This window comes from Nocardia pseudovaccinii NBRC 100343, assembly GCF_001613225.1.
Taxonomy (GTDB): Bacteria; Actinomycetota; Actinomycetes; order Mycobacteriales; family Mycobacteriaceae; genus Nocardia; species Nocardia pseudovaccinii.
The window spans coordinates 1-12,363 of record NZ_BDBY01000161.1 but is presented as its reverse complement, the minus strand read 5'-3'; the positions used below and the strand labels follow the sequence as shown (position 1 = coordinate 12,363).

Annotated in this window: 10 protein-coding genes; 6 read left to right on the top strand and 4 right to left on the bottom strand. The window is 66.5% G+C overall.

What is annotated here, in order from left to right:
* Nucleotides 1-174 precede the first annotated feature (174 nt).
* Nucleotides 175-1,680 carry an Asp-tRNA(Asn)/Glu-tRNA(Gln) amidotransferase subunit GatB gene (gene gatB, locus NP3_RS19065; protein WP_063042948.1) on the top strand — a complete coding sequence of 502 codons (1,506 nt, stop codon included), beginning with the start codon at nt 175-177 and terminating at the stop codon, nt 1,678-1,680.
* Nucleotides 1,681-1,762: 82 nt separating this feature from the next.
* Here the strand turns inward: gatB and NP3_RS19060 are convergent, their stop codons facing one another.
* On the bottom strand, nt 1,763-2,869 hold the full coding sequence (locus NP3_RS19060; protein ID WP_063042947.1) for a PQQ-dependent sugar dehydrogenase: 1,107 nt from the start codon (nt 2,867-2,869) through the stop codon (nt 1,763-1,765).
* Between the two features lie 111 nt (nt 2,870-2,980).
* Here NP3_RS19060 and NP3_RS19055 point away from each other — a divergent pair, with 111 nt between their 5' ends.
* A complete protein-coding gene (locus NP3_RS19055) occupies nt 2,981-3,871 on the top strand; it encodes a DoxX family protein (protein WP_063042946.1) in 891 nt (296 codons plus the stop codon).
* A gap of 369 nt (nt 3,872-4,240) precedes the next feature.
* On the opposite strand, the gene ilvD is transcribed toward NP3_RS19055, so the two are convergent.
* The 3 genes from ilvD to NP3_RS46825 all read right to left on the bottom strand — a co-directional run bounded on the left by ilvD (nt 4,241) and on the right by NP3_RS46825 (nt 7,213).
* Nucleotides 4,241-6,082 (bottom strand): dihydroxy-acid dehydratase, encoded by a 1,842-nt coding sequence (gene ilvD / locus NP3_RS19050; RefSeq protein ID WP_063042945.1) that lies wholly within the window; start codon nt 6,080-6,082, stop codon nt 4,241-4,243.
* A gap of 64 nt (nt 6,083-6,146) precedes the next feature.
* Nucleotides 6,147-6,365 (bottom strand): hypothetical protein, encoded by a 219-nt coding sequence (locus NP3_RS19045; protein WP_063042944.1) that lies wholly within the window; start codon nt 6,363-6,365, stop codon nt 6,147-6,149.
* A 113-nt stretch (nt 6,366-6,478) separates the two neighbouring features.
* On the bottom strand, nt 6,479-7,213 hold the full coding sequence (locus tag NP3_RS46825; RefSeq protein ID WP_245721010.1) for a PH domain-containing protein: 735 nt from the start codon (nt 7,211-7,213) through the stop codon (nt 6,479-6,481).
* Nucleotides 7,214-7,545: 332 nt separating this feature from the next.
* On the opposite strand from NP3_RS46825, the gene NP3_RS19035 reads away from it, so the two are divergent.
* The 4 genes from NP3_RS19035 to NP3_RS19020 form a co-directional block, all read left to right on the top strand.
* Nucleotides 7,546-9,474, top strand: a complete 1,929-nt coding sequence (locus tag NP3_RS19035; protein ID WP_063042943.1) for an acetolactate synthase large subunit — start codon at nt 7,546-7,548, stop codon at nt 9,472-9,474.
* Nucleotides 9,471-9,974: an acetolactate synthase small subunit gene (gene ilvN, locus NP3_RS19030; protein ID WP_063042942.1), complete on the top strand. Its 504-nt coding sequence runs from the start codon at nt 9,471-9,473 to the stop codon at nt 9,972-9,974. Before NP3_RS19035 ends, ilvN begins: the two co-directional genes overlap by 4 nt.
* Nucleotides 9,975-10,088: 114 nt before the next feature.
* Nucleotides 10,089-11,102 carry a ketol-acid reductoisomerase gene (ilvC, locus tag NP3_RS19025; protein ID WP_063042941.1) on the top strand — a complete coding sequence of 338 codons (1,014 nt, stop codon included), beginning with the start codon at nt 10,089-10,091 and terminating at the stop codon, nt 11,100-11,102.
* 254 nt (nt 11,103-11,356) lie between these two features.
* A partial coding sequence (locus tag NP3_RS19020) for an alpha/beta fold hydrolase (protein WP_063042940.1) occupies nt 11,357-12,363 on the top strand: 1,007 nt, incomplete at its 3' end.

Here is a 12,363-nt window from a genome sequence, read left to right as displayed (position 1 = left end):
TGCTGGTCGCGTGCCGCCCTGCTGGTCGCGTGCGCACAGCTGGTCCCGTGCCGCACAGCTGGCGAGGTCGGCTCCGGCTATGCGACAGCCCAGCCGATGCCCCCGACGAGACACGGCGGTCGACGGGTGCGGTCGCTTGGCGAGGGCGGTGGGCGGGTCAATAGACTGATCGCTATGAGTGCACCCACCGTCGACTTGATGGACTATGCCGATGTCATCGACCGGTTCGAGCCGGTGCTCGGCATGGAGGTTCACGTCGAGCTGAACACCGCGACCAAGATGTTCTGCGGTTGTCCGACCGAGTTCGGCGCGGAGCCGAACACCCAGGTGTGCCCGGTGTGCCTCGGTCTGCCCGGCTCGCTGCCGGTGGTGAACGAACAGGCCGTGGCGTCGGCGATCCGGATCGGGCTGGCCCTGAATTGCGCGATCACCCCGTGGGGCCGGTTCGCGCGCAAGAACTACTTCTACCCGGACCAGCCGAAGAACTACCAGATCAGCCAGTACGACGAGCCGATCGCGACCAACGGTCACCTCGACGTGGTTCTCGACGACGGCAGTACCTTCCGTGTCGAGATCGAGCGCGCGCATATGGAGGAGGACACCGGCAAGTCCACCCACATCGGCGGCTCGACCGGCCGCATCCACGGCGCGAGTCACTCGCTGCTGGACTACAACCGGGCGGGTGTGCCGCTCATCGAGATCGTCACCAAGCCGATCACCGGCGCGGGGGAGCGGGCACCGGAAGTGGCGCGCGCCTACGTAACCGCGCTGCGTGAAGTTCTGAAGTCGCTGCAGGTCTCCGACGTCAAAATGGAGCAGGGCTCGCTGCGTTGCGATGCCAACGTTTCGCTGATGTCCATCGGCGCGACGGAATTCGGCACCCGCACCGAGACCAAGAACGTCAACTCGCTCAAGAGCGTCGAGGTCGCGGTTCGCTTCGAAATGCGCCGCCAGGCCGCCATTCTCGCCGACGGCGGTTCGATCGTGCAGGAGACCAGGCACTTCCACGAGAGCGACGGCACCACCTCGCCAGGTCGTCGCAAGGAGACCGCCGAGGACTACCGCTACTTCCCCGAGCCGGACCTGGAACCCGTTGCGCCCGCGCAGGATTGGGTAGAGCAGCTGCGCGCCACCATCCCGGAGTACCCGTGGCTGCGCCGCGCTCGTATCCAGTCCGACTGGGGCCTGTCCGCCGAGGTCATGCGCGACCTGGTGAACGCGGGTGCGCTGGATCTCATCATCGCGACCGTCGATGCGGGCGCTCCGGTCAACGAGGCCCGCTCGTGGTGGGTTGCATACCTCACCGAAAAGGCCAAGGAGCGCGAGGTTTCCCTGGAGGAACTGCCGATCACGCCAGCCCAGGTGGCCGAGGTGATCAAGCTCGTCGAATCGAAGACGGTGAACAACAAGGTCGCCAAGCAGGTCGTCGACTTCGTGCTCGCGGGCGAGGGTGATCCGGCGAAGATCGTCGAGACCAAAGGTCTCGGCATGGTCAGCGACGAGACCGCGTTGCAGGCGGAGGTGCAGAAGGCGCTCGAGGCCAATCCCGATATCGCCGAGAAGATCCGCTCGGGCAAGGTGCAGGCCGCGGGCAAGATCGTCGGTGACGTCATGAAGGCGACGCGCGGCCAAGCCGATGCGGCTCGCGTGCGTGAGCTCGTGCTCGAGGCCTGCGCCTGAGTTCGGTCCGCACCGGCGGTTTCCCGACGAGCCCGAAGTGGGCGGGTCCCCAAGGAACCCGCCCACTTTGCTGTCGGCGCGGTTAGTCCGGCCCGGTGCCCTGCGACGGCGGCGGGATCTTGATCACGCGATCGTCGAACGGTCCGTGATTATCGTCATTGTTGACGGTGGTCGCCCAGATGGTGCCGTCCGCACCGGCCGCCGCACCGCCGAGCCTGCCGTATTTGTCCTGCACGGTGAACGTAGGCGCGGCGGTGATCGCGTGGGTATTCGCATCCGGATTCGCGATCGCCATCGCCTTCGCTCCCGACATCGCGATCGCCACCACATCGGGTCCGGCCGCGCAGCCGCCAACGCCGGGCCGATCCGGCCAAGTCCACGCGGTGGTGATCGATCCGTCCCGGCCCAGGCGCTGCAGCCGATCCTCGGTCGGGGTGCGATCGGTGATCCAGACGCTGTCCTTACCGTCGTCGCACAGATCGCCCGCCGTGCCGAGGCCCGACGCCACGACCTCCGCATTGGCTCCCGGTGACGGCGAATTGATCCGCAACACCTTGCCCGCCAGCGACGACGGCGCACTTGCCAGACCGGGATTGCCTGCATCGCCGGTCAGCACCAACAGTTCGGTCGGCGAAATGAATTCCAGCGCACCGTGATTGCCGACCGACCCCTTCGGAATTCCGGTGAGGATGGCCTTCGGCGGCCCGTTCTCCGCGATGCGCACCACCCGGTTATCGGATCCGGTGGTGATGTAGGCATAGATGAGTCCGTCCTCGCGATAAGTCGGCGAGAGGGCGATATCGGAGATGCCGCCGTCGCCGGAGCCGTCCACATCCACCTGGCCTACCAGGATCGGCGGCGACTGCGGATCGCTCGGATCCACCGCGACGGTCTTATAGATGCGGCCGGTGCGTCGCTCGGTGACCAGCGCATCCTCGCCGAGCGAGATGATGCCCGCGGTGGAATCCAGGCAGGTTGTGATCACATTCGGATCCGGATCGATGCACGGGCCGGTCGGGCGCGGGCGCTGCGAGGGGCTCTGCTGCGGCGATTTGGGTTCGGCGGGGTTGAAGGTCGGTTCGGGTGTGAACGGGCTGGAGGCGGAATCGTCGAATCGGGCGCAGCCGACCAGCAGGACGGAGCCGAGCGCCAGGCTCAGGGCGATACGCCCCGCGACAACCAAACTCATGGTTCAGACGTTACGGAAACCGCGGCCGATGTGCTGCTCCGGGTCGATAAACGGACACGCCGTCGCATCGAGACCACCCACGCGGGCGCAAGGCCGCATAGGGTATCGACCGTGACCGAAGAGCCCAAAGACACATCCGCGCGCAAAACCGAGGGCGCGGCGTCGCCCACGGATGAGCAGTCGGCGGTGTCGTCCACCGGTCGTGGCGTGACCAGTCCCTACGATTCACCCACCGGCGTGCTGCCCAGATTGCCCTCCGATATCCCATCGCTGAGCCCCGATTCGGCCAAGGATGTGCCGCGCACCGAGGAGGAACTCGGCCTCGATCCGGAGATCCCCTCGGTCGGTGAACAGACCAGGGCGAACGAAGCCGCGTCCTATTCCTATGCCAGCATTCCGCCCGCCGTGAGCCCATCCGGTGGTGAGCCGAGCCGCCCGTTGCGCCGCCGCAATGGCGACGCCCGCCGCGGCACTCTCGACCTCGGCCTGCTCGTGCTGCGCCTCGTCGTCGGCGGCACCTTCATCTACCACGGCCTGCAGAAGCTCACCACCTGGTTCCACGGCCAGGGGCTGGACAACACCCGCGACATGATGGCGTCGGGCGGCTGGGACCACGCGACCCTGTCGACCATCCTGGTCATCGCCGGTGAAGTCGGTGGCGGAGGATTACTGGTCCTCGGCCTGGCCACTCCGCTCGCCGCGGGTGCGGTGCTCGCGGTGATCATCGACGCGTGGCTGTGGAAGCAGGGCATGATCCCCGGCTTCCAGTACAAGTCCTCGGTCAAGAGCGGTGTGGAACTGGAATCCATCCTCGCGGGCGCCGCCGTCGTCCTGCTGCTGACCGGACCCGGCCGCCTGTCTTTCGACCGCAACCGCGGCTGGGCCACCCGCCCCGCCTACGGTTCCTTCGTGGTCCTCATCCTGGCCGTGGCCGCCGCCATCGGCACCTGGTACTGGCTCCACGGCGGCAACCCGCTGACCGGGATCGGCCCGTTCAAGTAAAACTGCCCAATTCCACCGGCGCCCTTCGTCTTCGAGGGGCGCCCTTCGCTTCTGGGAGATGTCTGGTGGGGCACAAGGGATGCCGCGTCTCAGCGCTGATACCGACCAAGGTCATCTGCTGGCGCGTAGTGCGTATGCCGAGCACATGTGTCCGCGATCGCCGACTGTGCACGTAGCCGGGCCGCTGTTCGACGGCGATGTTGTCGGAACGTAAGCCATATCACTCGCAGCGCACCGACGCGCCGGTTCAAGGTCGACGCAAGTGCGTGTCTCCTGCGGCGAAACGTCTAGCCAGCAGTGGTCGGACGCAATCGTGTTGGATGGAATGCGAACGGCGTCCCTCCTGCAAGCACGAGGGACGCCGTCTAGTTACGGCACGCGCCGCACGGCACCCTTGTCGGCGGACGTCGCCAGGGCGGCGTAGGCGCGCAGCGCGGTGGTTACCGGACGCACCCGATCGACCGGCTGCCAAGGCCGTTCGGACGCTTCCATTTTCGCGCGGCGTTCGGCCAGCACGGCATCGTCGACGAGCACCTCGAGGGTGCGGGTGGTGACGTCGATGCGGATCTGGTCGCCGTTCTCGATCAGGCCGATGGCGCCGCCACTGGCCGCCTCGGGCGACATGTGGCCGATCGACAGACCGGAGGTGCCGCCGGAGAAGCGACCATCGGTGATCAGCGCGCACTCTTTGCCGAGACCGGCGCCCTTCAGGAATGCGGTGGGATGCAGCATTTCCTGCATACCGGGGCCGCCCGCAGGCCCCTCGTAGCGGACCACGATCACATCGCCCGGCTTGATCTTCTTGCCGAGGATCGCCGAAACGGCCTCCTCCTGCGACTCCACCACCACGGCCGGACCCTGGAAGGTGAACAGCTCCTCATCGATACCGGCGGTCTTGAGCACCGCGCCGTCGGGCGCGATATTCCCGCGCAGCACGACCAGGCCACCCTCCTTGGTGTAGGCGTGCTCGAGATCACGGATGCAACCGCCCGCGGCATCGGTGTCCAGCGACGACCACCGGTTGCTCGTGGAGAACGGCTCGGTCGTGCGCACCCCGCCCGGCGCGGCGTGGAACAGTTCGATGGCTTCCTCGGATGCCTTGCCGGAGCGGATATCCCAGGTGTCGAGCCATTCGTCGAAGCTCTTGGTGTGCACCGTGGTGACGTCGGTCTCCAGCAGTCCGGCCCGGCGCAGCTCGCCGAGGATGGCCGGAATGCCACCGGCCCGGTGCACATCCTCCATGTGGTAGTCCGAGTTCGGGGACACCTTGGACAGCGTCGGCACCCGGCGGCTGGTCTCCTCGATGGTCGACAGATCGAAGTCGATCTCGCCCTCCTGCGCGGCGGCCAGGGTGTGCAGCACCGTATTGGTGGAACCGCCCATCGCGACGTCCAGCGCCATCGCATTGCGGAAGGCCTTGGCATCGGCCACATTCCGCGGCAGCACCGACGCGTCGTCCTCGCGGTACCAGCGATTCGCGATATCGACGATCACGGTGCCCGCCCGTTCGAAAAGCGCGTGCCGGGCGGCATGGGTGGCCAGCGTGGATCCGTTGCCGGGCAAGGCGAGTCCGAGCGCCTCGGTGAGGCAGTTCATCGAATTCGCGGTGAACATGCCCGAGCAGGAGCCGCAGGTCGGACACGCGCTGCGCTCGACCTCGGACAGGCCTTCCTCGCTGACATTCATATTGGCGCTGGCCGCGATCGCGGTGATCAGATCGGTCGGCGCCTGTGCGACACCGCCGACGACCACGGCCTTACCGGCCTCCATCGGCCCGCCGGAAACGAAGACGGCCGGGATGTTCAGGCGCATAGCGGCATTGAGCATGCCGGGCGTGATCTTGTCGCAGTTGGAGATGCACACCAGCGCGTCGGCGGTGTGCGCGTTCGCCATGTATTCGACCGAATCGGCGATGATTTCACGCGAGGGCAGCGAGTAGAGCATGCCGCCGTGGCCCATCGCGATGCCGTCGTCGACCGCGATGGTGTGGAACTCCCGCGGTACACCGCCCGCGGCGCGCACCGCGTCCGCGACGATCTCACCGACATTCTTCAGATGCACGTGGCCCGGCACGAACTGCGTGTAGGAGTTCGCGATGGCGACGATCGGCTTACCGAAGTCGGTGTCGGTCATACCGGTGGCGCGCCAGAGTGCGCGCGCGCCCGCGGCATTGCGGCCGATGGTGGTTGTCCGTGAACGAAGCGGTGGCATGTAAATCCTCGGGAGGTCGCGGGGGCTGATGTGCGACTGCGCGGAGTTCGCTCAGTGAGCGAATTCAGCGACCGACCACGTTACTCCTGCGCGCGGCGGGGATTTCGGGGCGGTCGACGGCACTGATCGCCATCGGTGTGTGGTTCGGGATGGTGTCGCCGCGAGGGTGGTCGTCAGCGCGGACGGTGTCATCGGCCGTGTCGGTTCCGGCACCGTCGGTATCCACTGGTCCGGTGCGTGCGGGCGGGGATTGTTCGTCCGACGCGATCACCGGATCGCGCATCCGGCAGCGAGCCTACCGGTGGCGCGTCACTATCCCCACCACCGGTGAACCGCTACTCGTCGGGGTCGCGTGCGTCGATCGGGGTCGCACGGGTCGGTGGCGTGCGTGGATCGTTACGCGTCGGAGTCGTGCGCGTCGGCGTCGGAGTCGTGCGCCGCGGTGTTGGTGGCAGGTGCTTCGGCGTCGGCGCTGGCTGCTTCCACCTTGGCTTTGGCTGCTTCCACCTCGGCTTCGGTCTTGGTCGCTTCCGCCTTGCCCTCGGTCTCGGTTGCTTCCGCCGTGACGTCGGCTTCGGTCGCTTCCACCCTGGCCTTGGTCGACTTCGCCTCGTCCTCGCTCTTGCGCGCCTCGTACTCCGCCTCCCGCGCCGCCGCCTCCGCCGCGAACAGATCCGGAATCCGGCCGTTGGACGCGCGGATCAGATCACGCAACCGGTCATAGCTGACCGCGGGCAGCTTCACCTCGGTGTCATCGGTGAGATGGGCACGCACGAACCCGCGCTTGGGAATGCCGACCCCCGCGACCTGTGCCCAGTCGAGGTGCCGCGAACCGAAAACCGTGCGCAGATCCAGCCCCTCCTCGGACACCGTGGTGCGCGTGCGTTCGATCCACACCGCCGCCGCGACCGGGAGCAGTAGCAGCCACCACAGTCCGATCGGCCAGCCGACGAACGCGAAGAAGACACAGAACAGCAGTACGAGCACACCGAGGTGGGCCATCTGCGTGATGCGGATGACCTGCGCCGTCTGCGTCGGCTCGGTGGGTTCCGGCGAACTACCCGTCTCCGATCCCGCCGCGGGCGTGTGGGACGATTTAGCCGGTGGCACGGACTGATGCGGTGATGACACACCACCATCCTCGCATCATGGTGAACGGACTCGAGCACCCGCTCGGTCTCACATAATGAGACCTGTTTGACTGATCGACTCGCGCACACATACCGTCATGCGCGTGAATCGAAACGAGTTGCTCGTAATCGGCCGGCGCGTCCAGCGTTGAGCCTGACTACCTGAGTCGAATACGTCAGCTCGCGTTGCGACGCGCCACCCTCGAACAGCCATGCGCTGTCGGGGGCTTTTTTGTGTTCGGGACAAAAGTCCTGGCATGTGGCCGCTTCGCAAGGCACCACGTGCAAGCACAGTTGTCCGGGGTCTAGTACGAGCAGTTAGGAACGAAGACGGTGAGTGCACCAACCGCACGGCCCGGGCCCTCGGCCCGCAGACCAGCGCCTTCGGCGAATCAGCAGGCCGCGCCCGCTGGCGGTCCGACGAACGCGGCGAACCGCCGCCAGGTCCCGCCCGAGCGGGTCACCGGCGCGCAGTCCGTCGTCCGCTCCCTCGAGGAGCTCGGCGTCGACACGGTATTCGGCATTCCCGGTGGCGCGATTCTCCCGGTCTACGACCCGCTCTTCGATTCCACCAAGGTCCGTCACGTCCTCGTCCGGCACGAGCAGGGCGCGGGCCACGCGGCCACCGGTTATGCGCAGGCCACCGGCAAGGTCGGCGTCTGCATGGCCACCTCCGGTCCGGGCGCGACCAACCTGGTCACCCCGATCGCCGACGCGCAGATGGACTCGGTGCCGATCGTCGCCATCACCGGCCAGGTCGGGCGCGGCCTGATCGGCACCGACGCATTCCAGGAAGCCGATATCTCCGGCATCACCATGCCGATCACCAAGCACAACTTCCTCATCACCGATGGCATCGACATCCCGCGCATGATCGCGGAGGCCTTCTACCTGGCCTCGTCCGGTCGTCCGGGCGCGGTGCTCGTCGACATCCCGAAGGACGTGCTGCAGGCGCAGACCACCTTCACCTGGCCGCCGGAGATGCGGCTGCCCGGCTACCGTCCGGTGACCAAACCGCACGGTAAGCAGGTGCGCGAGGCCGCGCGGATGATCCTGGAAGCCAAGCAGCCGGTGCTCTACGTCGGCGGCGGCGTGATCAAGGCCGACGCCTCGCCCCAGCTGCTGGAACTGGCCGAACTGACCGGCATCCCGGTGGTCACCACCCTGATGGCGCGCGGTGCGTTCCCGGACAGCCACCAGCTCAACATGGGCATGCCGGGCATGCACGGCACCGTCGGCGCCGTCGCCGCCCTGCAGAAGTCCGATCTGCTGATCACCCTCGGCGCGCGTTTCGACGACCGCGTCACCGGTCAACTGGACTCCTTCGCGCCCGACGCGAAAATCATCCACGCCGATATCGACCCGGCCGAGATCGGTAAGAACCGGCACGCCGATGTCCCGATCGTCGGCGACTGCCGCGAGGTGATCGTCGAACTGATCGAAACACTGAAGGCCGACCCTTCCGGCGCGCCGAAACTGAACCTCACCGACTGGTGGCAGTACCTCGACGGCATCCGCAAGAGTTACCCGCTCGGCTGGACTGCGCCGAGTGACGGCTCGCTGTCGCCGGAATTCGTCATCGATGCGCTGGGCCGCCTGGCCGGACCCGACGCCATCTACTGTGCGGGCGTCGGTCAGCACCAGATGTGGGCCGCGCAGTTCATCAAGTACGAAAAGCCGCGCACCTGGCTGAATTCCGGTGGTCTCGGCACCATGGGCTACGCCGTCCCGGCCGCCATGGGCGCCAAGATGGGCGCGCCGGACAAAGAGGTCTGGGCGGTCGACGGTGACGGCTGCTTCCAGATGACCAACCAGGAGTTGGCCACCTGCGCCGTCGAGGGTGTGCCGATCAAGGTCGCGCTGATCAACAACGGCAACCTCGGCATGGTCCGCCAGTGGCAGACCCTGTTCTACGAGGAGCGCTACTCCAACACCGATCTGGGCACGCACACCCTGCGCATCCCCGATTTCGTCAAACTCGCCGAAGCCCTCGGCTGCCACGGCATCCGGGTCGAGCGCGAGGAAGACGTGGAGGCCGCGATCCGCGAGGCGCAGTCCATCAACGACCGTCCCGTGGTGATCGACTTCATCGTCGGCAAGGACGCCCAGGTGTGGCCGATGGTCGCCGCGGGCACCAGCAACGACGAGATCATGGCCGCGCGCGGCATCCGCCCACTCTTCGACGAGGACGAGCAGGCCGCCGAGCCCGCCGTCATCCACGAGGCGATGTCGCACGACAAGAGCAAGGGGACCGAACAGTGAGTACGACTCACACCCTCAGCGTGCTGGTGGAGGATAAGCCGGGCGTGCTGGCACGGGTCGCGGCGCTGTTCTCCCGCCGCGGCTTCAATATCGAATCGCTGGCGGTCGGCGGCACCGAGATCCCGGAGATCTCGCGCATGACCATCGTCGTCACGGTCGAGGATCTGCCGCTCGAGCAGGTCACCAAGCAGCTCAACAAGCTGGTCAACGTCATCAAGATCGTGGAGCAGGACGCCGACACCTCGGTCGCCCGCGAACTGATCCTGGTGAAGGTGCGTGCGGACGCCAGCGTGCGGACCCAGGTCATCGAGGCGGTTACGCTCTTCCGGGCCAAGGTGATCGACGTCTCGCCGGATGCGCTCACCGTCGAGGCGACCGGAACCCGGTCCAAGCTCGACGCGCTGCTGCGGATGCTCGAGCCGTATGGCGTCCGGGAGATCGTGCAGTCCGGTGTGGTGGCGGTGGGTCGCGGCCCCAAGTCGATCACAGCGACCCGCTGACGCTCGCCGCGGTGGCCGCGCTGTGTTCTTCGGGCCAGCCCGAAAGCGGGCTGGCCAGCTGAACCGCTTGAAACTAAACAACTTTCGACAAGAAGAACAAGAAGGGAACCTACAGTGGCAGTCGAGATGTTCTACGACGACGACGCCGACCTGTCGATCATCCAGGGCCGCAAGGTCGCTGTCATCGGCTACGGCAGCCAGGGCCACGCGCACTCGCTGAGCCTGCGCGACTCCGGCGTCGAGGTCCGCGTCGGCCTCGCTGAGGGTTCGAAGTCGCGGCCGAAGGCCGAAGAGGCGGGCCTGACCGTCGGCACCCCGGCGGAGGTTTCCGCGTGGGCCGACGTGATCATGGTGCTGGCCCCCGACACCGCCCAGGCGTCGATCTTCACCAACGACATCGAGCCCAACCTGAAGGACGGCGACGCGCTGTTCTTCGGCCACGGCCTCAATATCCACTTCGGTCTGATCAAGCCCCCGGCCAACGTGACCATCGGCATGGTCGCGCCGAAGGGCCCGGGCCACCTGGTGCGTCGCCAGTTCGTGGACGGCAAGGGTGTTCCGGCCCTGATCGCGGTCGAGCAGGACCCGAAGGGTGAGGGCCAGGCGCTGGCGCTGTCCTACGCCAAGGGCATCGGCGGCACCCGCGCAGGCGTCATCAAGACCACCTTCAAGGAAGAGACCGAGACCGACCTGTTCGGTGAGCAGGCCGTGCTCTGCGGTGGTACCGAAGAGCTGGTCAAGACCGGTTTCGAGGTCATGGTCGAGGCGGGCTACGCGCCGGAGATGGCGTACTTCGAGGTGCTGCACGAGCTCAAGCTCATCGTCGACCTGATGTACGAGGGCGGCATCGCCCGCATGAACTACTCGGTCTCCGACACCGCCGAATTCGGTGGCTACCTGTCGGGTCCGCGGGTCATCGACGCCGACACCAAAAAGCGCATGCAGGACATCCTGCGCGACATCCAGGACGGCACCTTCGTCAAGCGCCTCGTCGCCAACGTCGAGGGCGGCAACAAGGAGCTCGAGGCGCTGCGCAAGGCCAACGCCGAGCACCCGATCGAGGTCACCGGCGCCAAGCTGCGCGGCCTGATGAGCTGGGTCGACCGGCCGATCACCGAAACCGCGTAATACGCGCGAACAGCACAGTGGCCCATCCCGATTCGTCGGGGTGGGCCACTGTCGTTTCGGGCCGACGCCGAAGTGGACCTCGGTGTTTGCGGGATTCGAGGGTATCGCGGATCGGCGTTTCTGGTCGGGATTCACGGAAAACCGAACTTTCTGGAGATAACCTCTCTATCCGATTCTAGATGCCATGGGTACTCCCAAAATCGCAGGAAGGATCAGAAATCGTGCGCAGCCGAATATTTGGATTGGCCGCAGCTTTGACTGGAACCCTCATTGTGGTCGGCGGCGGGACTGTCACTGCTCCACATGCATGGACGCAACCGGCCGGGGAGCAGCCGGTCGCGGCGGGCGATTTCTACCTTCCGCCGCCATCGCTTCCGGACGGGCCGGGCACCATCGTTCGCGCCGAACCAGCGGCGGTGGCAATGTCGGCGCCCGGGCAGCCGGGATTGGTTCCCGCAGCGGCGACGCGGCTCATGTACGTCAGCAGTGATACCCACGATGCGCGAACGGCGGTTGTGGGCACATATCTGCAGCCGAGCGTGCCGTGGACCGGCCCGGGCGAGCGGCCGCTGGTCGCGTACGCGGGCGGTACCAAGGGCCAGGGCGATCAATGCGCGCCGTCGCAGTTGATGACGCAGATCGTTCAGGCCCAGCCTTCTCCATTGGACATAATCTTCGAATACGATTTGGTGGCAATCCGTTCGCTGCTCAACCGTGGTATCGCGGTAGTGGTGACCGACTATCACGGCCTCGGCACGCCCGATGTGCACGACTATCTGAACCGGAAAGCGCAGGCCTACGCGGTATTGGACTCCGCGCGCGCCGCGCTGCAATTGCCCGGCTCCGGCCTCAACCCCGGCACGCCGGTCATTCTCTACGGGTATTCGCAGGGCGGTATGGCCTCCGCCGGAGCGGCCGAGCTGCAATCGAGCTACGCCCCCGATCTGAACGTGCGCGGCGCCTATGTCGGTGGGCCGGTGGTGGACGATGAATACTTCATCGGATACAACGACGGCCGCGCCGATTTCGCACCGTCGATCGCCTGGATACTCAACGGCATTGCCGCCGACTACCCGGAAACTCGCCCGGTGTTGGACGCCGAACTCAACGACCTCGGCAAGGCGATCCTGCAGGAATCCCTTGGCAAATGCGCGGTCCCGGTCGGACTTGCCCAGGAGCACGGGAATACGGCGGAGTGGACCACCAGCGGTGAACCGCTGACGGCCGTCATCGATCGGTCCCCGGCGTTGCAGTCGGCATT

Bases quoted from the DNA above. Each gene is read 5' to 3' on its own strand.
- NP3_RS19045 (WP_063042944.1), bottom strand. From the start codon at position 6,365: ATGCGCGATCCGGTGATCGCGTCGGACGAACAATCCCCGCCCGCACGC.
- ilvD (WP_063042945.1), bottom strand. From the start codon at position 6,082: ATGCCACCGCTTCGTTCACGGACAACCACCATCGGCCGCAATGCCGCG.
- NP3_RS19060 (WP_063042947.1), bottom strand. From the start codon at position 2,869: ATGAGTTTGGTTGTCGCGGGGCGTATCGCCCTGAGCCTGGCGCTCGGC.
- gatB (WP_063042948.1), top strand. From the start codon at position 175: ATGAGTGCACCCACCGTCGACTTGATGGACTATGCCGATGTCATCGAC.